32 protein-coding genes and 1 pseudogene are annotated in these 21280 nt (G+C 66.8%); 32 read left to right on the top strand and 1 reads right to left on the bottom strand.

What is annotated here, in order from left to right:
- The first annotated feature begins 416 nt into the window (after window positions 1-416).
- The 32 genes from BKH33_RS08665 to rplQ all read left to right on the top strand — a co-directional run bounded on the left by BKH33_RS08665 (window position 417) and on the right by rplQ (window position 20982).
- A complete protein-coding gene (locus BKH33_RS08665; RefSeq protein WP_003786077.1) occupies window positions 417-2021 on the top strand; it encodes a SpaH/EbpB family LPXTG-anchored major pilin in 1605 nt (534 codons plus the stop codon).
- A gap of 237 nt (window positions 2022-2258) precedes the next feature.
- On the top strand, window positions 2259-3506 hold the full coding sequence (locus BKH33_RS08660; RefSeq protein ID WP_003786046.1) for a class C sortase: 1248 nt from the start codon (window positions 2259-2261) through the stop codon (window positions 3504-3506).
- A gap of 259 nt (window positions 3507-3765) precedes the next feature.
- Window positions 3766-4074, top strand: a complete 309-nt coding sequence (gene rpsJ / locus BKH33_RS08655; protein ID WP_003786051.1) for a 30S ribosomal protein S10 — start codon at window positions 3766-3768, stop codon at window positions 4072-4074.
- An 8-nt stretch (window positions 4075-4082) separates the two neighbouring features.
- Complete coding sequence (rplC, locus tag BKH33_RS08650) at window positions 4083-4751, top strand: 50S ribosomal protein L3 (protein ID WP_003786075.1); 669 nt, start codon at window positions 4083-4085, stop codon at window positions 4749-4751.
- A 4-nt stretch (window positions 4752-4755) separates the two neighbouring features.
- Window positions 4756-5400, top strand: coding sequence for a 50S ribosomal protein L4 (gene rplD / locus BKH33_RS08645; protein ID WP_003786068.1), 645 nt, complete (start codon window positions 4756-4758; stop codon window positions 5398-5400).
- Complete coding sequence (gene rplW / locus BKH33_RS08640; protein WP_003786064.1) at window positions 5397-5699, top strand: 50S ribosomal protein L23; 303 nt, start codon at window positions 5397-5399, stop codon at window positions 5697-5699. The genes rplD and rplW overlap by 4 nt, the downstream gene beginning before the upstream one ends.
- Before the next feature lie 26 nt (window positions 5700-5725).
- Window positions 5726-6562, top strand: coding sequence for a 50S ribosomal protein L2 (gene rplB, locus BKH33_RS08635; RefSeq protein WP_003786084.1), 837 nt, complete (start codon window positions 5726-5728; stop codon window positions 6560-6562).
- 14 nt (window positions 6563-6576) lie between these two features.
- Window positions 6577-6855, top strand: coding sequence for a 30S ribosomal protein S19 (rpsS, locus tag BKH33_RS08630; protein ID WP_003786073.1), 279 nt, complete (start codon window positions 6577-6579; stop codon window positions 6853-6855).
- A 31-nt stretch (window positions 6856-6886) separates the two neighbouring features.
- On the top strand, window positions 6887-7264 hold the full coding sequence (gene rplV, locus BKH33_RS08625) for a 50S ribosomal protein L22 (protein ID WP_003786067.1): 378 nt from the start codon (window positions 6887-6889) through the stop codon (window positions 7262-7264).
- Window positions 7264-8085 (top strand): 30S ribosomal protein S3, encoded by an 822-nt coding sequence (rpsC, locus tag BKH33_RS08620; protein WP_003789299.1) that lies wholly within the window; start codon window positions 7264-7266, stop codon window positions 8083-8085. Before rplV ends, rpsC begins: the two co-directional genes overlap by 1 nt.
- A 3-nt stretch (window positions 8086-8088) precedes the next feature.
- Window positions 8089-8508 (top strand): 50S ribosomal protein L16, encoded by a 420-nt coding sequence (gene rplP, locus BKH33_RS08615; RefSeq protein ID WP_003781881.1) that lies wholly within the window; start codon window positions 8089-8091, stop codon window positions 8506-8508.
- On the top strand, window positions 8508-8753 hold the full coding sequence (gene rpmC, locus BKH33_RS08610) for a 50S ribosomal protein L29 (RefSeq protein WP_003781894.1): 246 nt from the start codon (window positions 8508-8510) through the stop codon (window positions 8751-8753). The genes rplP and rpmC overlap by 1 nt, the downstream gene beginning before the upstream one ends.
- Window positions 8750-9043: a 30S ribosomal protein S17 gene (rpsQ, locus tag BKH33_RS08605; RefSeq protein ID WP_003781865.1), complete on the top strand. Its 294-nt coding sequence runs from the start codon at window positions 8750-8752 to the stop codon at window positions 9041-9043. The genes rpmC and rpsQ overlap by 4 nt, the downstream gene beginning before the upstream one ends.
- A gap of 853 nt (window positions 9044-9896) precedes the next feature.
- Entirely contained in the window at window positions 9897-10265 is a 369-nt protein-coding gene (gene rplN, locus BKH33_RS08600; RefSeq protein WP_003781898.1) for a 50S ribosomal protein L14, read from the top strand.
- 2 nt (window positions 10266-10267) lie between these two features.
- Entirely contained in the window at window positions 10268-10612 is a 345-nt protein-coding gene (gene rplX, locus BKH33_RS08595; protein ID WP_003781892.1) for a 50S ribosomal protein L24, read from the top strand.
- 2 nt (window positions 10613-10614) lie between these two features.
- The gene (rplE, locus tag BKH33_RS08590) at window positions 10615-11172 is read left to right on the top strand and encodes a 50S ribosomal protein L5 (protein WP_003781879.1); all 558 of its coding nucleotides are present in this window, start codon (window positions 10615-10617) and stop codon (window positions 11170-11172) included.
- Window position 11173: 1 nt separating this feature from the next.
- Window positions 11174-11359 (top strand): type Z 30S ribosomal protein S14, encoded by a 186-nt coding sequence (locus BKH33_RS08585; protein WP_003781856.1) that lies wholly within the window; start codon window positions 11174-11176, stop codon window positions 11357-11359.
- 58 nt (window positions 11360-11417) lie between these two features.
- Window positions 11418-11816, top strand: a complete 399-nt coding sequence (gene rpsH, locus BKH33_RS08580) for a 30S ribosomal protein S8 (RefSeq protein WP_003781870.1) — start codon at window positions 11418-11420, stop codon at window positions 11814-11816.
- Window positions 11817-11837: 21 nt separating this feature from the next.
- Window positions 11838-12377 (top strand): 50S ribosomal protein L6, encoded by a 540-nt coding sequence (gene rplF, locus BKH33_RS08575; RefSeq protein ID WP_003781878.1) that lies wholly within the window; start codon window positions 11838-11840, stop codon window positions 12375-12377.
- Between the two features lie 2 nt (window positions 12378-12379).
- Window positions 12380-12760 carry a 50S ribosomal protein L18 gene (gene rplR / locus BKH33_RS08570; protein WP_043539061.1) on the top strand — a complete coding sequence of 127 codons (381 nt, stop codon included), beginning with the start codon at window positions 12380-12382 and terminating at the stop codon, window positions 12758-12760.
- Window positions 12761-12794: 34 nt separating this feature from the next.
- Window positions 12795-13502 (top strand): 30S ribosomal protein S5, encoded by a 708-nt coding sequence (gene rpsE / locus BKH33_RS08565; protein WP_003781868.1) that lies wholly within the window; start codon window positions 12795-12797, stop codon window positions 13500-13502.
- Entirely contained in the window at window positions 13502-13708 is a 207-nt protein-coding gene (gene rpmD, locus BKH33_RS08560) for a 50S ribosomal protein L30 (RefSeq protein WP_009403599.1), read from the top strand. Before rpsE ends, rpmD begins: the two co-directional genes overlap by 1 nt.
- A 1-nt stretch (window position 13709) precedes the next feature.
- Window positions 13710-14186: a 50S ribosomal protein L15 gene (gene rplO, locus BKH33_RS08555; protein WP_003781827.1), complete on the top strand. Its 477-nt coding sequence runs from the start codon at window positions 13710-13712 to the stop codon at window positions 14184-14186.
- Window positions 14187-14538: 352 nt separating this feature from the next.
- A complete protein-coding gene (secY, locus tag BKH33_RS08550) occupies window positions 14539-15831 on the top strand; it encodes a preprotein translocase subunit SecY (protein WP_003781874.1) in 1293 nt (430 codons plus the stop codon).
- The gene (locus tag BKH33_RS08545; protein ID WP_171971914.1) at window positions 15828-16415 is read left to right on the top strand and encodes an adenylate kinase; all 588 of its coding nucleotides are present in this window, start codon (window positions 15828-15830) and stop codon (window positions 16413-16415) included. Before secY ends, BKH33_RS08545 begins: the two co-directional genes overlap by 4 nt.
- 138 nt (window positions 16416-16553) lie before the next feature.
- On the top strand, window positions 16554-17435 hold the full coding sequence (map, locus tag BKH33_RS08540) for a type I methionyl aminopeptidase (protein ID WP_003781900.1): 882 nt from the start codon (window positions 16554-16556) through the stop codon (window positions 17433-17435).
- A gap of 281 nt (window positions 17436-17716) precedes the next feature.
- Window positions 17717-17938: a translation initiation factor IF-1 gene (infA, locus tag BKH33_RS08535; RefSeq protein WP_003781847.1), complete on the top strand. Its 222-nt coding sequence runs from the start codon at window positions 17717-17719 to the stop codon at window positions 17936-17938.
- A gap of 33 nt (window positions 17939-17971) precedes the next feature.
- Window positions 17972-18085 (top strand): 50S ribosomal protein L36, encoded by a 114-nt coding sequence (rpmJ, locus tag BKH33_RS08530; RefSeq protein ID WP_003781903.1) that lies wholly within the window; start codon window positions 17972-17974, stop codon window positions 18083-18085.
- A 165-nt stretch (window positions 18086-18250) separates the two neighbouring features.
- A complete protein-coding gene (gene rpsM / locus BKH33_RS08525; RefSeq protein ID WP_043539058.1) occupies window positions 18251-18625 on the top strand; it encodes a 30S ribosomal protein S13 in 375 nt (124 codons plus the stop codon).
- Between the two features lie 61 nt (window positions 18626-18686).
- Window positions 18687-19088: a 30S ribosomal protein S11 gene (rpsK, locus tag BKH33_RS08520; RefSeq protein WP_003781888.1), complete on the top strand. Its 402-nt coding sequence runs from the start codon at window positions 18687-18689 to the stop codon at window positions 19086-19088.
- A 157-nt stretch (window positions 19089-19245) separates the two neighbouring features.
- A complete protein-coding gene (locus BKH33_RS08515; RefSeq protein WP_003781877.1) occupies window positions 19246-20247 on the top strand; it encodes a DNA-directed RNA polymerase subunit alpha in 1002 nt (333 codons plus the stop codon).
- 30 nt (window positions 20248-20277) lie between these two features.
- Complete coding sequence (gene rplQ / locus BKH33_RS08510) at window positions 20278-20982, top strand: 50S ribosomal protein L17, sunset domain variant (protein ID WP_003781867.1); 705 nt, start codon at window positions 20278-20280, stop codon at window positions 20980-20982.
- Between the two features lie 97 nt (window positions 20983-21079).
- Here the strand turns inward: rplQ and BKH33_RS08505 are convergent.
- A pseudogene (locus BKH33_RS08505) lies at window positions 21080-21280 on the bottom strand (hypothetical protein); the annotation flags it as partial.

Genomic DNA, 21280 nt, shown 5'->3' with positions numbered 1-21280 from the left:
CCACTGACGCTCCGCGCCTCCGCGTAGCACCAGACCTCCCCGGTCAGAGCAGTTGCTCCGACCGGGGAGGTCTTTTGTGCCCTGAACCTGATGGCTGATGCCCTACCGATGGCACGAATAGTAGTAATAGCGACATCAATATTACGTGGGTGTGATGGTGCCGTAATAAAAGGCGTCGCAATGCAGTAACAAACGATTTCAGATCTATTACCGTCGCTGTTTCTTTTGGTTGTGTGGGCTAGTTTATCGGCGTTACCCAGGTGTGGGTGTCAACGTTTGTGAACGGGCGGTTGCAACGTTATTCCGTTAACGCCGTCGGACGAGACGAGGACGTTCGCTGGAGAACACGCTCCCGATTTAACCCTGCCATGCGTCTGCCCTCCCCGGCGGCGCACAGTGAAAGGAAATCCCAACCCATGAAGTACAACACCAGCACGCTGGGGCGTCGGGCTGCAGCCGCAGCCGGTGTCCTCACCCTGGCCGTGCTTGGTCTGGCCCCCATGGCTCAGGCCGAGAACGCCAACCACGGAGACATCAACACCGAGGCGTTAGGCTCCCTCACCATCCACAAGCACCTCAACGGAGACGGCAACCCCATCGGTGCTCCTGACGGCACCGCTTCCAACGACGATGGCAAGGGTGCACCGGTCTCCGGAGTGCAGTTCACGGCCTACGAGATCAATGGGATCGACCTGAAGACCTCAGAGGGATGGGCCAAGGTCAACGCCCTGACCAATACCGGAGCGATTCCCGACAACGCCTGCGCCAACCCTGGGCAGCCGACGCTCCCCAACTACACCTTCCGCTCGAGCAGGGTCTCGGGCGACACTGATCGCGACGGAGAGGCCAAGATCGAGAGCCTGCCGGTCAAGGCCTATCTCGTGTGCGAGACCAAGACTCCTGGCAACATCGTCCAGAAGGCCAAGCCCTTCGTGGTCACGATTCCTCACCCGAACACTGCCGCGAAGGCGGATGGAACGTGGCTCTACGACGTCCACGTCTACCCCAAGAACGAGAAGATCGAAGTCGCCAAGACCATCGAGGACCAGAGGAACAACGGCTACATCGTCGGATCCAAAGTCCGCTTCCCGGTCTCCTCGACGCTGCCGAAGCTGGATGACAATTCCTACTACAAGTACTACCAGTTCAAGGACACCCTGGACAATCGTCTGAAGCAGGTGACGGCTACAGACGTCACTCTCGGGGGGACGCGGCTGGATGAGGGCACCGACTACACCCTGGGCACCGACGGGCAGACCGTGACCGTGACCTTCAACCAGAATGGTCTGAGCAAGCTCAAGGGCAATCCGGGTCAGAAGCTTCAGGCGGTCTTCGAGGGAGTCGTCTCCGAAGTCGGCGACGGCAGCATCAACAACACCGCCCAGCTCATCTCCGACACGACCTACGCCGAGCAGCCCCCGGCACCTGAGACGCCTCCCGCCAACCCCGACAACCCTCCGACGACCGAACAGGTGACCTCGAAGTGGGGCGACCTGACGATCAAGAAGGTCGACGGCAACGACCGGTCCGGTGACAAGGACGGCCTCAAGGGTGCTGAGTTCCAGATCTACAAGGCCAAGGACGCCTACGCGGACACATGCTCCCCGGAGGCCGATGGGCAGCCCCTCACCATCAACGGTGAGAGCACCTTCACCACCGGTGAGGGCGGCACGATCAACTTCAAGGCCCTGTTCGTCTCCGACTCCGTCCAGGACACCGGTCGTGACAACCGGGTGGACGCGCCCCACCGTTGCTACGTGCTGGTGGAGACCAAGGCTCCTGCCGGCTACGTGCTTCCCGCAGACGCCAGTCGGGCCATCACCGTGGAGCCTGGGGCCGGTGTGACGCAGCAGGTCGTGATCGACAACGTCAAGCAGTCGGTTCCGGGCCTGCCCCTGACCGGTGCCAACGGCATGCTCATCCTGACCGCCTCCGGCGCGGCTCTGCTGATGATCGCCGTCGGCTCCGTCCTCGTGGCCCGCTACCGCGAGCGCAAGCGGAACGCGGACCTCGCCGCCTGATGACGAATCGCTGCCTGCTGAGGCTGACGGGCCTCAGCAGGCAGTCACGACCGCTCAAGTCTCCCCTCAACCACGTCTTGACCGTGTTCGGAACCTGTCTCGATTGTCAGGTTGTGGCCTGAGCGGAAACGGTGCAGGCACTCGACGGGCCTCGATCCGTCGAGCGCCTGCACCTTCATGTGCAACCCCGCACTATCTCCACCCCGGACACCCGACCCTGGAAGCGCACGAGGCCCCATGATCTTCCGCACCGCACGCAAACCCCGCACCGCCCGGACTCCGCGCACCCGCGCTTCGATCACCCAGAAGCACCGCCGCCCCCGTGCCTGGCGCCTGTCGATCTCAGCCCTGGTCACCTCCATCATGGCGGTCGTGGGCATGGGGCTGCTGACCTATCCGACGGCGGCCTCCTGGGTGGCCCAGTACAACCAGTCGAAGGTGACCGCCGACTACTCGGCTCAGGTCGACAGCGCCCGACCCGATGCCAAGACCCAGATCGCCCAGGCCCACGCCTACAACGAGGCGCTCTCCGCCAGCGCGGTCCTTGAGGCCAACAACCACGTCCCCACCGGCGCCGGCTCCAGCAAGGACAGCTCCCTGAACTACAGCTCGATTCTCAAGGCCAATAACGAGGGCCTCATGGCCCGTCTCAAGATCCCCTCCATCTCCCTGGATCTGCCCGTCTACCACGGAACGGCCGAGGACACTCTGCTCAAGGGTCTGGGGCACCTGGAGGGCACCTCTTTGCCAGTCGGCGGAAAGGGGACCCGATCGGTCATCACCGGGCACCGCGGACTGGCTGAGGCCACCATGTTCACCCACTTGGACAAGGTGAAGAACGGTGACAGTCTCATCGTCGAGGTCTTCGGAGAGGTCCTCACCTATCGGGTCACCAGCACCAAGGTCGTGGAGCCCGAGGAGACCGAGGCGCTGCGCGTCGAGGAGGGCAAGGACCTTCTCACTCTGGTGACCTGCACACCGTTGGGCATCAACACCCACCGCATCCTGCTGACCGGTGAGCGCATCTACCCGACCCCGGCCAAGGATGTCGCGGCGGCGGGTAAGCGCCCTGACATCCCGCACTTCCCCTGGTGGATCATCGCGCTGGCGGGCGGCCTCATCGCCGTCGGGCTGTACCTGTGGCGCTCGGGCTACGCGGCCGCCCGGGCCAAGGAGCGCAAGGAACGAGCCCTGGTCCGCAAACGGGACGAGCAGCAGGAGCCTCGCCCCCAGACCTGGGAGGAGCAGATGCGGATCTGGATGGACGACGATGCCGGCGTGGAGCCCCGACGCTGGTTCACCGACCTGCCGGTCCCGCAGGAGCTCTCCGAGGAGGAGAACCTGGCGCTTCTGGAGGAGATCGCGTCACTGTCGGAGCCGTCTGGCCGATCAGATGATCAGGAGCTCATCGACACGACGGAGATCCCGGTGGTGGGCGCGACACGCCCGAGCGCGGGTGCCAGTGGGCGGACTCACAGCCTCTAGGTCCTGTCTCGGGTTCCGCTGCCCGTGCGAGCCCTGATAACGTAATCCGGCCGGCCAAGGGCACGCTCACGCATGCTCACGGCTGTGCCGCCCCGGGGGTCACCCGGGATCCATTTCTGACGGACCCGTTCCTCCTGAACGGGTTTCCGTGTGTCCAGACCGGTTCACCGCCTTCCATCATGGGAGCGGCGTGCGCCTTTAAACGACACGCCCGAGCGCGTGGACCGGCCAGAAGCAAGTACAAGAGAGGTTAGGCGCCATGGCGGGACAGAAGATCCGCATCCGGCTCAAGTCCTACGACCACGAGGTCATCGATTCCTCGGCGCGCAAGATCGTCGACGTCGTGACCCGCGCTGGCGCGACGGTCGTGGGTCCGGTGCCGCTGCCGACCGAGAAGAACGTGTTCTGCGTGATCCGGTCGCCGCACAAGTACAAGGACAGCCGCGAGCACTTCGAGATGCGCACGCACAAGCGGCTGATCGACATCGTCGACCCGACGCCCAAGGCCGTCGACTCGCTCATGCGTCTCGACCTGCCCGCTGACGTCAACATCGAGATCAAGCTCTGAGGACTGCCATGACAACGCTTAACACGCCGGCTGCCGCCGCGCCTGCCAAGGCGCTGCTCGGCACCAAGCTCGGCATGACGCAGATCTGGGACGAGAACGGGGTCCTGCGCCCCGTGACCGTCGTCCGGGTCGACACCAACGTCGTGACCCAGGTCCGCACCATCGAGACCGATGGCTACGAGGCCGTTCAGCTCGCCTTCGGCGACATCGACACCCGTAAGGTCACCAAGCCGCTCGCCGGCCACTTCGCCAAGGCCGGGGTCGAGCCCCGTCGCCACGTGGCCGAGGTGCGCACCTCCCTGGCCTCGGAGTTCACCCCCGGTCAGGAGCTGGCCGCCGACACCTTCGAGGTCGGCCAGCTGGTCGACGTCACCGGGACCTCCAAGGGTAAGGGGTTCGCCGGTGTCATGAAGCGCCACGGCTTCGCCGGTGTGGGCGCCTCTCACGGTGCCCACCGCAACCACCGCAAGCCCGGCTCCATCGGTGCCTGCGCCACCCCCGGCCGCATCTTCAAGGGCCTGCGTATGGCCGGCCGCATGGGGCACGCGCGCCGCACCGTCCAGAACCTCAAGATCCGCGGCGTCGACGTTGACAAGGGCGTTCTGCTCGTCAACGGCGCGATCCCCGGCCCCAAGGGCTCGGTCGTCGTCGTCCGCACCGCCGTGAAGGGAGCCTGAGACCATGACTGAGGCACTCACCGTCGACGTTGTCGACTCCGCGGGCAAGAAGACCGGCAGCGTCGAGCTGCCCGCCGAGGTCTTCGACGCCCCCCTCAACATTCCGCTCATGCACCAGGTGGTCGTCGGCCAGCTGGCCGCGGCCCGCCAGGGCACCCACGCCACCAAGACCCGCGGCGACGTCCGCGGCGGTGGCCGCAAGCCCTACCGTCAGAAGGGCACCGGCCGCGCCCGCCAGGGCTCGACCCGCGCCCCGCAGTTCGTCGGCGGTGGCACCGTGCACGGCCCTCAGCCGCGCGACTACACCCAGCGGACCCCCAAGAAGATGAAGGCCGCCGCCCTGCGCAGCGCCCTGTCCGACCGCGCCCGCAACGGCCGCGTCCACGTCATCACCGAGTTCGTCACCACCGCGGTGCCCTCCACCAAGAACGCCCTGGTCGCGCTGCGTAACCTCACCGACCGCAAGGCCCTGGTGATCGTGGACCGTCAGGACGACCTGTCCAGGCTCAGCCTGCGCAACGCCCCCGAGGCGCACGTCCTGTGGGCCGACCAGCTCAACACCTACGACGTCCTCAAGTCCGACGACGTCGTCTTCACGGCCTCTGGCCTGGACGCGTTCCTGGGCAAGGGTGAGGAGGAGTCCAAGTGAGCCTCGAGAAGTCCAAGAACCCCCGCGACGTCATCATCGCGCCGGTGGTCTCCGAGAAGTCCTACGCCTGCATGGACCGTGGCCAGTACACGTTCATCGTGGCGCCGGGATCCAACAAGACCGAGATCAAGCAGGCCGTCGAGGCCATCTTCGACGTCAAGGTCTCCTCGGTGAACACCATCAACCGCAAGGGCAAGACGCACCGCACCCGTACCGGGATCGGCAAGTCCAAGGACACCCGCCGTGCGATCGTCACCCTGCGCGAGGGGACCATCGACATCTTCGGTGATGTGGCCTAGTGCGCCACGGAAGGTAAAGGACCGATATGGGAATCCGTAAGTACAAGCCCACGACCCCGGGTCGTCGCGGCTCCTCCGTGGCCGACTTCGTGGAGATCACGCGCAGCACGCCCGAGAAGTCGCTGGTGCGCCCGCTGAGCAAGTCCGGTGGACGCAACTCCTCCGGCCGTATCACCACTCGCCACAAGGGTGGTGGCCACAAGCGCGCCTACCGTCTCATCGACTTCCGTCGCCATGACAAGGACGGCGTGCCCGCCAAGGTCGCTCACATCGAGTACGACCCCAACCGCACCGCGCGCATCGCCCTGCTGCACTACGTCGACGGCGAGAAGCGCTACATCATCGCCCCGAACAAGCTCCGTCAGGGCGACGTCGTCGAGGCCGGTCCGGGCGCGGACATCAAGCCCGGCAACAACCTGCAGCTGCGTCACATCCCCACCGGTACGGTCGTCCACGCGGTCGAGCTGCGTCCCGGTGGCGGAGCCAAGATCGCCCGCAGCGCCGGCACCTCCGTCCAGCTGGTCGCCAAGGAGGGTAAGTACGCGCAGCTGCGCATGCCCTCCGGGGAGATCCGCAACGTGGAGGCCGCCTGCCGCGCCACCATCGGCGAGGTCGGCAACGCCGAGCAGTCCAACATCAACTGGGGTAAGGCCGGCCGTATGCGCTGGAAGGGCGTGCGCCCGACCGTCCGCGGTGTCGTCATGAACCCGGTGGACCACCCGCACGGTGGTGGTGAGGGCAAGACCTCCGGTGGTCGTCACCCCGTCTCACCGTGGGGCAAGCCCGAGGGCCGCACCCGCCGTCCCAACAAGTCCAGCGACCGCCTCATCGTGCGTCGTCGTCGGACCGGCAAGAAGCGCTGATAGGAGCCTGAATCATGCCGCGTAGTCTGAAGAAGGGTCCCTTCGTCGACGACCACCTCCTCAAGAAGGTGGACGCTCAGAACGAGAAGGGCACCAAGAACGTCATTAAGACCTGGTCCCGCCGTTCGGTCATCACGCCGGACTTCCTGGGGCACACCTTCGCCGTCCACGACGGTCGCAAGCACGTGCCGGTCTTCGTTACCGAGTCCATGGTGGGCCACAAGCTCGGTGAGTTCGCTCCGACCCGCACCTTCCGCGGGCACGTCAAGGACGACCGCAAGTCGCGTCGCTGACGGACGTCGGAAAGTTTGAGAGGCAGAGAACATGGAAGCCAAGGCGCAGGCCAAGTACGTGCGCTGCACGCCGATGAAGGCGCGCCGGGTCGTGGACGTCGTCCGCGGCAAGCGCGCCGTCGAGGCCGTCAACGTGCTCCGATTCGCCCCGCAGGCCGCTGCGGTGCCGGTGCGCAAGGTCCTCGAGTCCGCAATTGCCAACGCCCGGTTCAAGGCTGAGCGTGACGGTGAGCGTTTCGACGAGAACGACCTGTTCATCATCGAGGCGTTCGCCGACGAGGGTCCCACCCTCAAGCGGTTCCGTCCCCGGGCACAGGGTCGGGCCAGCAGGATCCTGAAGCGCACCAGCCACATCACCGTCATCGTCGGAGACAAATCCGACGCCACAACGAAGGAAGGAGCCCGGTAATGGGGCAGAAGGTCAACCCGACCGGGTTCCGCCTGGGCATCACCACGGACCACCGCTCGCGCTGGTTCGCCGACTCCACCAAGCCCGGTCAGCGTTACCGTGACTTCGTGGAGGAGGATGTCAAGATCCGCCGCCTCATGGAGGACGGCATGGAGCGGGCCGGTATCTCCAAGGTCGACATCGAGCGCACCCGTGACCGCGTGCGCGTCGACCTGCACACCGCCCGTCCCGGCATCGTCATCGGTCGCCGCGGCGCCGAGGCCGAGCGCCTGCGTGGTCAGCTCGAGAAGCTGACCGGAAAGCAGGTCCAGCTCAACATCCTCGAGGTCAAGAGCCCTGACCTGGACGCCCAGCTGGTCGCCCAGGGCATCGCCGAGCAGCTCGCCTCCCGCGTGTCCTTCCGCCGCGCGATGCGCAAGGGCATGCAGTCCGCGATGCGCGCCGGTGCCAAGGGCATCCGGGTGCAGTGCTCCGGCCGCCTGGGCGGCGCCGAGATGAGCCGCAGCGAGTTCTACCGTGAGGGGCGCGTGCCGCTGCACACCTTGCGTGCGAACATCGACTACGGCTTCTACGAGGCCAAGACCACCTTCGGTCGCCTCGGCGTCAAGGTGTGGATCTACAAGGGTGACATCACCGAGCGCGAGTTCGCCCGCCAGCAGGCCGAGTCCGGCTCCCGTGGCCGCGGCCGGGGCGAGCGCCGCGGCGGCCGTCGTGGCGACCGCGGCGAGCGCGGTTCGCGTCAGAACACCGAGCAGCAGCAGGCCGCCGAGCAGACGCCGGCCGCCGAGACCGCTGCCGCAGACCAGGGAACGGAGGCCTGAGCCGTGCTCATCCCCCGCCGGACCAAGTTCCGCAAGCAGCACCGCCCGCACCGCACGGGCCTTTCCAAGGGCGGCAACCAGATCGCCTTCGGTGAGTACGGCATCCAGGCTCTCGAGCCCGCCTACATCACCAACCGCCAGATCGAGGCGGCCCGTATCGCCATGACCCGCCACATCAAGCGTGGCGGCAAGGTGTGGATCAACATCTTCCCGGACCGCCCCCTGACCAAGAAGCCCGCCGAGACCCGTATGGGTTCCGGTAAGGGTGCACCCGAGTGGTGGATCGCCAACGTCAAGCCCGGACGCATCCTGTTCGAGCTCGGCGGTGTCGACGAGGCCCTCGCCCGCGAGGCCATGCGCCGCGCACAGCACAAGCTTCCGATGAAGACCCGTTTCGTGACTCGTGAGGGTGGTGACGTCTGATGGCAATCGGTTCCAAGGGCCTGACCCCCACCGACCTCGACGGCATGGACAACGAGCGCCTCGCCGAGGAGCTCTCCAAGGCCAAGGCAGAGCTGTTCAACCTCCGGTTCGCCTCGGCGACCGGCCAGCTCGAGGACCACGGACGTCTCAAGGCTGTGCGTCGCGACATCGCCCGTATCTACACGATCGTGCGCGAGCGTGAGCTCGGTATTCGCACCGCCCCGAGCACGGAGGAGTCCAAGTGAGCGAGCAGACCAGCACCGAGAACGTCGAGCAGTCCACCGAGCGCCCTCAGCGCAAGGTGCGTCGCGGCTACGTCGTCTCCGACAAGATGGACAAGACGGTTGTCGTCCTCGTCGAGGAGCGCTACAAGCACTCTCTGTACGGCAAGGTCCTCCGTCGCTCCAAGAAGGTCAAGGTCCACGACGAGCACAACGAGGCCGGCATCGGCGATCTCGTCTCCATCATGGAGACCCGCCCGCTGAGCGCCACCAAGCACTTCCGCCTCCTGGAGATCCTCGAGCGCGCCAAGTGACCCTCGGTTGACCGCCGCCCTCGACGACGTCGAGACGGCCCCCGACGCCGCAGCATCCCACCCGGGAGGCTGCGGCGTCGGCGTTGTTGACCACGGGGCCCATGTACGACGGCGACTGGGGACGTGAACGCCCCAGTGTGGTCTGGCGTGTACTGCACGAGGGCTGGGGGCTACTGGGGGAGGTGCGGGTGTACTTTCCGAGGTGCGGGGGTTCGTGCAGTATGCGCAGCCCTTGGCCAGTGCGCTCCCACCCTCGTGCAGTAGTGGGCTGCGTCAGGGGTGGGTAGCCCTCCATGACAGGCGGTCGCCTCATGCCGCTGACCCAGGCGGTGACGACGCCGTCGGCCGCTCACCGCGGGAACCGAACCGGAGCATGCCCGCCCTGTCCGGTCCCGGCCGCGGCGCAAGGCTGTCGGTCAGGCGGATTGAGAACTGCGTCCTCCAGCCAGAACGTACTTCTCCCTCAAACGATGGTGGTCGTACCCCAGTCGTCTGCAGGAAAGCGCAGTCCCCGCTGGACGGGGAAGTCACCGGCAGGACCGCCTCGGCGTCAGTGCCAGAAAGCCGGGAAAAGCCGGTGAGCAAAGGCACAGGGCGGGGTGACGGTCTCAGGTACCGCTTGATGCGGCGGCTGGACTAGGCTAATGGAGTTGCGCGCGCCCTCGGTGCGACCGACAGAGACCTCGTGCAGCCTGCACCTGTGTCTGTCGGGGACAGCGTACCGCGGACATCCCCTATCCCTGGGTCGGCCTCGTGCGGCCTGCGGCCGGGGGAGACGTGTGCAAGACCAGAAGAACGTTCGGCCAGGCTCAGGAGCTTCCTGAGAACCGGCTCGACGACAGGAGAACACTCAATGATCCAGCAGGAGTCGCGACTGAAGGTCGCCGACAACACCGGTGCCAAGGAGATCCTTTGCATCCGTGTTCTCGGTGGATCGGGTCGGCGCTATGCGGGTATCGGCGACACGATCGTCGCCACCGTCAAGGACGCCATTCCCGGCGGCAACGTGAAGAAGGGCGAGGTCGTCAAGGCCGTCGTCGTGCGTGCCCGCAAGGAGCGTCGTCGTCCCGACGGCTCATACATCCGCTTCGACGAGAACGCCGCCGTCATCCTCAAGAACGACGGGGAGCCGCGCGGTACGCGTATCTTCGGCCCCGTCGGCCGTGAGCTTCGCGAGAAGAAGTTCATGCGTATCGTCTCGCTCGCCCCGGAGGTGATCTGAACATGGCACGCATCAAGAAGGGCGACCAGGTCATCGTCATCGCCGGTAAGGACAAGGGCAAGACCGGCCGCGTTCTGGAGGTCCTCAAGGGCACTGACCGTGTCATCGTCGAGGGCGTCCAGCGCGTTACCAAGCACACCAAGGTGGGGCAGTCCCAGCAGGGCGCCCGCACCGGCGGCATCGAGACCGTGGAGGCGCCCATCCACGCCTCCAACGTCATGCTCGTCGACCCCAAGACCAAGAAGCGCACCCGCGTGGGCTTCCGTGTCGAGGAGGGCGTGCGTCCCGATGGCCGCAAGCGCACCGTCCGCGTGCGCTACGCCAAGAAGAGCGGGGAGGACCTGTGACCATGGCTGAGAAGACCACCCCCCGTCTCAAGGCGAAGTACACCGAGGAGGTGCGCCCCGCTCTGCTCAAGGAGTTCCAGCACAGCAACGTGATGGAGGTTGGGCGCGTCGTCAAGGTCGTCGTCAACATGGGTGTGGGCGAGGCCGCCCACGACTCCAAGATGATCGAGGGCGCCGTGCGCGACCTCGCCGCCATCACGGGTCAGAAGCCCCAGGTCACCCGGGCCCGCAAGTCCATCGCGCAGTTCAAGCTGCGTGAGGGCATGCCGATCGGCGCGCACTCCACGCTGCGCGGCGACCGCATGTGGGAGTTCCTGGACCGTCTGGTGTCGATCTCCCTGCCTCGTATCCGCGACTTCCGCGGTCTGAGTCCCAAGCAGTTCGACGGAAACGGCAACTACACCTTCGGTCTGACCGAGCAGGCCGTCTTCCACGAGATCGACCAGGACCAGATCGACCGCGTCCGCGGCATGGACATCACCGTGGTGACCACGGCCAAGACCGACGAGGAGGCCCGCTCGCTGCTCAAGCAGCTCGGCTTCCCCTTCAAGGAGAAGTGACATGGCGAAGACCGCTCTGATTGAGAAGGCGAACCGCAAGCCCAAGTTCGGTGTCCGTGCCTACACGCGCTGCCAGCGCTGCGGCCGTCCGCACTCGGTGTACCGCAAGTTCGGCCTGTGCCGTATCTGCCTGCGTGAGATGGCCCTTCGCGGCGAGCTCCCGGGCGTGAGCAAGTCCAGCTGGTAAGAACTTACGTCGCAGGTCCGGTAAGGAAACCACGACGAGGAAGGGCCAAGGCCCACTCATGACAATGACAGACCCCATCGCAGACATGCTGACCCGTCTGCGCAACGCAAACAGCGCCTACCACGACACCGTGTCGATGCCGTCGAGCAAGCTCAAGGTGAACATCGCTGAGATGCTCAAGTCCGAGGGCTACATCGCCGGCTACGAGGTCACGGACGCCGAGGTCGGCAAGACGCTCACGCTGAGCCTCAAGTACGGAGCCAACCGTCAGCGGGCCATCCAGGGCCTGCGCCGGATCTCCAAGCCCGGCCTGCGCGTCTACGCTAAGTCCACCAACCTGCCCAAGGTCCTCGGCGGCCTGGGAGTGGCGATCCTGTCCACCTCCTCCGGCCTCCTGACCGACAAGCAGGCCGAGTCGCGTGGCGTGGGCGGCGAAGTCCTCGCCTACGTCTGGTAAGAGAAGGAACGGAGGAAAACCATGTCTCGTATTGGACGGCTCCCCGTTCCGGTTCCTGCCGGAGTGGACGTCACCATCGACGGCCAGGACGTGACGGTCAAGGGGCCCAAGGGCACCCTGTCCCGCACGATCAGCGAGCCCCTGAGCGTCACCCGACAGGAGGACGGCTCCATCCTGGTCACGCGTCCCGACGACGAGCGCCGCTCGCGCTCGCTGCACGGACTGTCGCGCACCCTCATCAACAACATGGTGATCGGCGTCACTGAGGGCTACTCCAAGCAGCTCGAGATCGTCGGCACCGGTTACCGCGTCGCCGCCAAGGGCCAGGGCATCGAGCTCTCCCTCGGCTTCTCCCACACCGTGACCGTTGAGCCCCCCGAGGGCATCACCTTCACGGTCGACGGCAACCTGAAGATCACCGTCTCCGGTATCTCCAAGGAGCAGGTCGGCGAGGTCGCGGCGAACATCCGCAAGATCCGCCCGCCGGAGCCCTACAAGGGCAAGGGTGTGCGCTACGCCGGCGAGAACGTGCGCCGCAAGGTCGGAAAGGCTGGTAAGTGACCATGGCTTACTCGATCAAGAGGGGCAAGGGCAACCCCCGCGCCATCGCCCGCAAGATCCGCCACCAGCGCGTGCGCAAGCACATCTCCGGTACGCCCGAGCGCCCCCGCCTGGTGGTCACCCGGTCCAACCGCCACATGGTGGCTCAGGTCGTGGACGACACCATCGGCCACACCCTGTGCGCCGCCTCCACCCTGGAGGAGGCCGCCAAGGGCGTCGAGGGCCACAAGGTGGGCGCCGCTCGCAAGGTCGGCGAGCTGATCGCCGAGCGCGCCAAGGCGCTGGGCATTGAGGCAGTCGTGTTCGACCGCGGCGGCAACAAGTACCACGGCCGTGTCGCGGCCGTCGCCGAGGGTGCCCGCGAGGGCGGCCTGAAGCTGTGAGCACTAAGACGACGAGAAAGCAGAGGAACATCTGATGGCTGCACCGCAGCGAGACAGGTCCGCGTCGTCCGACGGCTCGGCCCAGCGCGAGAACGACGAGCGCCGGGGCGAGGGCCGCGGCCGCCGCGACCGCAACAACGACCGCCGCGACCGTGGTCGCGGCAACGACGACAAGTACATCGAGCGCGTCGTCACCATCAACCGCGTGTCCAAGGTCGTCAAGGGCGGCCGCCGCTTCACCTTCACGGCCCTCGTGGTCGTCGGTGACGGTGAGGGCACCGTCGGCGTGGGCTACGGCAAGGCGAAGGAAGTTCCCGCCGCCATTGCCAAGGCCGTCGAGATCGCGAAGAAGAACTTCTTCCACGTCCCGATGATCCGCCGCACCATCCCGCACCTGGTCCAGGGCGAGGACTCCGCCGGAGTCGTCCTCCTGCGCCCGGCGTCTCCCGGTACCGGTGTTATCGCCGGTGGTCCGGTGCGCGCCGTGCTGGACTGCGCCGGTGTCCACGACATCCTGTCCAAGTCGCTGGGCTCCTCCAACGCGATCAACATCGTGCACGCCACGGTGGACGCCCTCAAGCAGCTTGAGCAGCCCGAGGCCGTCGCGGCCCGCCGCGGCCTGCCCCTGGAGGACGTCGCCCCGCAGTCCATGCTGCGGGCCCGTGCCGAGGGAGAGGCCGACAAGCGCGCCCAGGCCGAGAAGCAGGAGGCCGAGAAGGCCGCTGAAGGAGTGGGTGCGTGATGGCTGAGTCCGCATCGAAGCAGATGACCAAGCAGCTCAAGGTCACTCAGATTCGCTCTGGCATCGGGGGCACCCACCGCCAGCGCGAGTCCCTCAAGACCCTGGGTCTGCGCAAGATCCGCCAGTCCGTCGTGCGCGAGGACACCCCCAGCGTGCGCGGCCTGATTGCCACGGTGCACCACCTGGTCACCGTTGAGGAGGTCTGAGATGGCTGACACCGAGAACACGCAGGAGGAGAAGGTGCGCGTCGTCAAGCTGCACCACCTGCGTCCCGCCCCCGGCGCCAAGAAGGCCAAGACCCGTGTGGGTCGTGGTGAGGCGTCCAAGGGTAAGACCGCCGGTCGCGGTACCAAGGGCACCAAGGCGCGTTACCAGGTCCGTCCTGGTTTCGAAGGTGGTCAGATGCCGCTGCACATGCGTCTTCCCAAGCTGCGCGGCTTCCGCAACCCCAACCGGGTCGAGTACCAGCCCGTGAACGTCGGCCGCATCGCCGAGCTGTTCCCCGAGGGCGGCACGGTGACCGTGGAGGATCTCGTCGCCAAGGGTGCGGTTCGCAAGAACCAGCTCGTCAAGGTCCTCGGCGGCGGCGACGTCACCGTGGCCCTGACGCTCACGGTCGACGCCTGGTCCGGCTCCGCCAAGGAGAAGATCGAGGCCGCCGGCGGCACCATCGCCACGCGCTGAACGCCGTGAGGTTGCGCCCGACGGGGGAGTAGCCCTCTGAGAGCACGGCCGTCACGAGTCGCGAGATCACTGACCCCGGTGGTCCAGGTATCCCTGGACCACCGGGGTTTCTCGTGCTCCGATGTCGAGGAACCGGATGAACGACGCTCGCCTGCGGTGAGGTGCGCTGAATCACCCGAGGGTGCATCGCCGGGAGGAGACGTGACAAAACCCGCATCTCGGCGGCGTTGCAAGGCTGTCTCAGCGCCCAGGTCGAGACCTCGGCGGGGTAGTCTGGGGTGGGCGCAGCTCCCCTGCGCTCAGCCTTGCTGCCCGCAGGGCCTGACCCAACCCCGAGTCCACAGGAGATCGAGTGCTCAGCGCGTTCACCCAGGCGTTCCGAACGCCAGACCTCAGGGCGAAGCTGCTCTTCACCCTCGGCATCATGGCCCTGTTCCGGCTCGGGTCGATCGTGCCGGCCCCCGGTGTCAACCTGGCCAACGTCAAGACCTGCATCGGTCAGACCCAGGACCAGAGCCTGCTCAGCCTCGTCAACGTCTTCTCCGGCGGCGCACTGCTCCAGCTGAGCGTCTTCGCGCTGGGGATCATGCCCTACATCACCGCCTCCATCATCATCCAGCTCCTGCGCGTGGTCATCCCCCGCTTCGAGGAGCTCCACAAGGAGGGACAGGCCGGCACCGCCAAGCTCACCGAGTACACCCGCTACCTGACCATCGGCCTGGGGCTGCTCCAGTCCAGCACCATCGTGGCCACCGCCAACAGCGGCCAGCTCTTCCCCGGCTGCACCGCTGAGATCATCCCCGGCGGCTCGGTCATCACCATGCTGCTCATGATCGTCACCATGACCGCCGGTACCGGCCTCATCATGTGGCTGGGTGAGCTCATCACCGAGCGCGGCATCGGCAACGGCATGTCGCTGCTGATCTTCACCTCCATCGTGGCCCAGTTCCCCTCCAACATGTTCTCCATCGCCGGCGGCAACAACGGCGCGTCCAAGTTCCTCATCGTCATCGGCGTGGTCCTCGTGGCCACCCTCGCGGTGGTGTACATCGAGCAGGCCCAGCGACGCATCCCCGTGCAGTACGCCAAGCGGATGATCGGGCGCCGCCAATACGGCGGATCCACCACCTACATCCCGGTCAAGATCAACACCGCAGGCGTCATCCCGGTCATCTTCGCCTCCTCGATCCTGGCCATGCCCCAGCTGATCGCCGGCTTCGGCAACCAACGTAGCGGGTGGGTGCGCTGGATCATGACCCACCTGCAGCAGACCCACCCGATCTACCTGACGGCCTACGGCGTCCTCATCCTCTTCTTCGCCTTCTTCTACACGGCCATCACCTTCGACGCTGAGGAGATCGCGGACAACATGAAGCGCTACGGCGGCTTCATCCCGGGCATCCGAGCCGGAGAGCCCACCGTGCGCTACCTGTCCTACGTCATCAACCGCATCACGACGGCGGGCTCCATCTACCTGGTGGTTCTCGCCCTCATCCCGACGCTCGCCGTGATCGGGCTGGAACTGTCCCAGCACCTGCCCTTCGGCGGAACCACTATCCTCATTATGGTGGGTGTGGGCCTCCAGACGGTCAAGGAAGTCAACTCCCAGCTGCAGCAGCGCCACTACGAAGGGTTCTTGTCATGAGCGCACGCATGGTTCTCCTCGGTCCCCCCGGAGCGGGTAAGGGCACCCAGGCCGCCCGGATCGCCGAACGCCTCAGCATCCCGGCCATCTCCACCGGTGACATCTTCCGCGCCAACGTTGCCGGAGCCACCGAGCTCGGCACGCAGGCCAAGGCCTACATGGACAAGGGCGAGTACGTGCCCGACTCCATCACCAACGCCATGGTCGCCGACCGTATCGCCCAGGCCGACTGCAAGGCCGGCTTCCTCCTGGACGGCTACCCGCGCACCACCGCGCAGGTCGGTGAGCTCGATTCCATGCTGAAGGGCTCGGGGCTGGCCCTCGACGTCGTCGTCGAGATCACCGCCGACGCCGAGGCCGTCGTCGCCCGCCTGCTCAAGCGGGCCGGTGAGCAGGGACGCGCCGACGACACCGAGCCCGTCATCCGCCGTCGCCTCGAGGTCTACGCCGAGTCCACCGCGCCGCTGGCCGGCATCTACGCCGAGCGCGGCCTGCTGGTCCAGGTCGACGGCATGGGCGAGATCGACGCCGTCACCGGGCGCATCATGGAGGCGCTCGCCGCCCGCGGCATCACCGGCTCCTGAGCTCAGGCCTCACCGGCGGGCCGTCCGCTCATGCGGACGGCCCGCCTACGCATGCTCCGGCCCGTCCCAGCGCCTGTGGGGACGCCCGAGGGAACACCCCGACAGTCTCACCCCGTCCACGCGACCACAGGAGGCAGCGTGCTCTCACGCGAGCAGATCCAGATCAAGACCCCGCAGCAGGTCCGCCTCATGCGTCGGGCCGGGCTCGTCGTCGCCGACATCCACGCCGCCCTGCGCGAGGCGGTGCGCGCCGGGATCACTACCGCCGAGCTCGACGCCGTCTCGGCCGGCGTCATCGAGGCGGCCGGTGCCCACTCGAACTTCCTGGGCTACTACGACTACCCGGCCACCGTGTGCATCTCCGTCAATGACGAGGTCGTCCACGGCATCCCCGGCGAGCGCGTCCTGACCGACGGCGACCTGGTCACCTTCGACTGCGGCGCCTACATCCTCGACGACGACGGCACCCAGTGGCACGGCGACGCCGCCTTCACCGCCGTCGTCGGTGGGACGTACCGCAGCGAGACCGATCGGCTCGTGGACACCACCACCCGGGAGGCCCTGTGGGCGGCCATCGCCGCCGTGGCTCGTGCCGCAGCGGGGGAGGGCAGTGGGCGCGAGCTGCGCCTCAACGCCGTCGGCGACGCCGTCGAGGCCGTGGTCGCGGACGTGGCCGAGCGCGAGGGGCTCGAGCTGGGGATCCTCCAGGAGTACGTCGGCCACGGCATCGGTACGAGCATGCACATGGCCCCCGATGTCCTCAACTACTCGGTCAAGCGCCGCGGACCGCGGCTGCGTCCCGGCATGGTGCTGGCCATCGAGCCCATGCTGACGGCCGGCAGCCCGGCCACGCGCGAGCTCGACGACGGTTGGACCGTTGTCACCCAGGACGGCTCCCACGCTGCCCAGTGGGAGCACACCGTGGCCATCGTCCCCGGCGGCGTGTGGGTCCTCACGGCACCCGACGGCGGCGCCGAGGGGCTCGCCCCCTACGGCATCGAGCCCAAGGCGCTGGGCTAGGAGGCGGACGGCTTCCGGTGTCGCTCGTCGGCCGGTCGTCATGACACCGGTGTGTCAGGAAACACCGCGTGATGACGCCATCTGGCATGGTGGAGCCCGGGCTGCCTGCCGTAAAGTTATCCGCTGGACGCGCGTCCGTCGATGACGCATGCCCGCATCACGCAATCGGGGCCCTGGCAACAGGGGACTGCCCGTGGTGGGGCCTCTGCAACGGCGACCGCGGCTGCCCGGCGACGTCGTCGTCGGGGTGAACTCGAGCGAGAAAGCACCGACGGAGGAACATGGCTAAGAAGGACGGAGTCATCGAGGTCGAGGGATCGGTCGTCGAGGCCCTTCCGAACGCGATGTTCCGGGTGGAGCTGAGCAACGGGCACGTCGTGCTCGCGCACATCTCCGGAAAGATGCGGCAGCACTACATCCGCATCCTCCCCGAGGACCGGGTGGTCGTGGAGCTGAGCCCCTATGACCTCTCCCGCGGCCGAATCGTCTATCGGTACAAGTGACATGTCGGCTCTCAGAGCCGGCGGAGGAACATCATGAAGGTCAAGCCGAGCGTCAAGAAGATCTGTGACAGCTGCAAGGTGATTCGTCGCCACGGCCGCGTCATGGTCATCTGCGAGAACCCGCGGCACAAGCAGCGTCAGGGCTGAGTCCCCGGCGCCGGGCCGCTCAGAGACCTGGACGGCCCTTTCCAGCACCCATCCCAGCGCACCCGCACCGCGGGTCCGCAACCCCCGGTTCTCGGAGGCCGGGGCCACCCAGCGAGGTGGGGGAGATGGGTGACGACCTCCGGGAGCACACAGGAGAACCACACCGTGGCACGCATTTCCGGTGTCGACCTGCCTCGCGAGAAGCGAGTCGAGGTCGCACTCACCTACATCTTCGGGATCGGACGTACCCGCGCGGACGAGACCCTGAAGGCGACGGGCGTCAACCCCGACACCCGCGTCAAGGACCTCACCGAGGAGGAGCTGGTCAAGCTCCGCACCCACATCGACGGCAGCTACCAGGTTGAGGGTGACCTGCGTCGTGAGGTTCAGGCGGACATCCGCCGCAAGATCGAGATCGGCTGCTACCAGGGCCTGCGCCACCGCCGTCACCTGCCGGTGCACGGTCAGCGCACCAAGACCAACGCGCGCACCCGCAAGGGTCCCAAGCGCACCGTGGCCGGTAAGAAGAAGGCCAAGTAAGCAGCAGCTCGCGCCCGCCTATCTCAGGGCGCAGTGACGACCTCATCACGAAGAAGGAAGAATGCCTCCCAAGACCCGCGCCGCCGCGCGCAAGACGCGCCGCAAGGACCGCAAGAACGTCACCCACGGTCACGCCTACATCAAGTCCACCTTCAACAACACCATCGTCTCCCTGACGGACCCGCAGGGTGCCGTCATCGCCTGGTGCTCCTCCGGCCAGGTCGGCTTCAAGGGCTCGCGCAAGTCGACCCCCTACGCCGCCCAGCTCGCTGCCGAGGCCGCCGCCCGGCGCGCCCAGGAGCACGGCATGAAGAAGGTTGACGTCTTCGTCAAGGGTCCCGGCTCTGGCCGTGAGACCGCGATCCGCTCCCTCCAGGCCGCCGGCCTCGAGGTCGGCTCGATCACCGACGTCACCCCCCAGGCCTTCAACGGCTGCCGCCCGCCCAAGCGCCGCCGCGTCTGAGGCTTCACGGGACGACGGCGCAGCCGGTGCTGCGTCGTCGTCTCACCACGTCCCGCCCGACCGGCGGGGCACGGAGTAGGACCGGTCCGGGCGGGCCGGCGGCTCCACCCATGAGGAACGGCGTCATATAGCGGGCGCCGCGACGAAAGGAAACCACGTGCTCATTGCACAGCGACCCACGCTCACCGAGGAGGTCGTGGTCGAGGACCGCCGCTCGCGCTTCGTGCTCGAGCCCCTCGAGCCCGGCTTCGGCTACACACTCGGCAACTCCCTGCGCCGCACGCTGCTGTCCTCCATCCCGGGGGCGGCCGTGACCAGCGTCCGCATCGACGGGGTGCCCCACGAGTTCCGCACGATCCCCGGGGTCAAGGAGGATGTCGCCCAGATCATCCTCAACATCAAGGAGATCGTCCTGTCCTCGGAGAACGACGAGCCGGTCGTCATGTACCTGCGCAAGTCCGGTCCGAGCGAGGTCACCGCCGGTGACATCACCCCGCCGGCCGGCGTCGAGATCCACAACCCCGACCTGGTCATCGCCACTCTCAACGAGAAGGGCAAGCTGGAGATCGAGCTGACGGTCGAGCGCGGCCGCGGCTACGTCTCGGCCAACCAGAACAAGGACCCCAACGCGGAGATCTCCCGCATCCCGGTGGACTCGATCTACTCGCCGGTCAAGAAGGTCTCCTACTCCGTCGAGGCCACCCGTGTGGAGCAGCGCACCGACTTCGACCGTCTCATCGTCGACGTCGAGACCAAGGCCTCCATCACCCCGCGTGACGCCCTGGCCTCCGCCGGCAAGACGCTCGTGGAGCTCTTCGGCCTGGCCCGTGAGCTCAATGTCGAGGCCGAGGGCATCGAGGTCGGCCCCTCGCCGATCGACGAGGCCTTCCAGCAGGACCTCGCCCTCATGATCGACGAGCTCGACCTGCAGGCCCGTTCCTCCAACGCCCTCAAGCGCGAGGGCATCCACACCGTCGGCGAGCTCGTCTCGCGCAGCGAGGCCGACCTGCTCGACATCCGTAACTTCGGTGCCAAGTCCATCTCCGAGATCAAGGACAAGCTGGCCGAGCTGGGGCTCTCCCTCAAGGGCTCCCCGGTCGACTACATCTCGGATGACGACTACGCCAACCCCACCTTCAGCGACGAGAACCAGGCCTGAGCCAGCTCGTTTTTCACCTAGGAGACAACCATGCCTCGCCCCACTAAGGGTCCCCGCCTGGGCGGCAGCGCCCAGCACGAGCGTCACCTGCTCGCCAACCTGGCCACGCAGCTCATCGTCCACGAGTCGATCAAGACCACGGAGGCTCGCGCCCGCCGCCTGCGTCCCTATGTCGAGAAGCTCATCACCAAGGGCAAGCGCGGTGACCTGCACGCCCGCCGCACCGTGCTGAAGAAGGTGACGGACAAGTACGCCGTCTACCGCCTCTTCGAGGAGCTCGCCCCCCAGTTCGAGGGCCGCGAGGGCGGCTACACCCGCATCATCAAGACGACCCCCCGTAAGGGCGACAACGCCCCCATGGCGGTCATCTCCCTGGTGCTGGAGCCGGTTGCTCGCAAGGAGGTCGTGGACGACGCGATCGCCACCGCCAAGAAGGCCGCCCAGAAGGCCGTCGCCGACGAGGACAAGGCCGCGAAGAAGTCCGAGACCGAGAAGGACGACAAGGCTGACAAGGCCGAGTACGCCGGCGCGGTCCGCCTGGAGGAGGGCTCCACGGACGCTCCCGACGACGACCACCTGGTCAAGGGCAACGAGGACTCCATGAAGTACCACGTTCCCGGCTCGCGCTGGTACGACGCCACGGTCGCCGAGGTTTGGTTCGCCAGCGCTGAGGAGGCCGAGGCCGCGGGCTTCGCCCCCGCCGGCGGCGCCTCCGCCCAGAAGGTCGAGAAGTGAGCCAGGGCGTGATGCGCTGAGTTAACGCTCCGGGGAGGGCCGGTCACCTGATGGTGACCGGCCCTCGTCGTGTTTGCGTGAGGTGGTGGCGGGCCTGTCAGACGTGGCCCTCCTCCGTCTCCTTCATCCGCTTGAGGACCTCATCTCGCACCTGCCGGATGCGGGCGGCCTCCTTATTGCTGCCACTCCGTTCCAGGACGTTTGCGTAGGTTTTGAGGGACATGGCGAGGTCGGGGGTGTGGGCGGCTGGGTTGTGCTCGGCTAGTTTTCTGCGAATGGTGACTGCTTCTTGGGCGGT

Source organism: Actinomyces naeslundii (assembly GCF_001956585.1).
Taxonomy (GTDB): domain Bacteria; phylum Actinomycetota; class Actinomycetes; order Actinomycetales; family Actinomycetaceae; genus Actinomyces; species Actinomyces naeslundii.
This window is presented reverse-complemented; position numbering and strand designations above follow the sequence as displayed.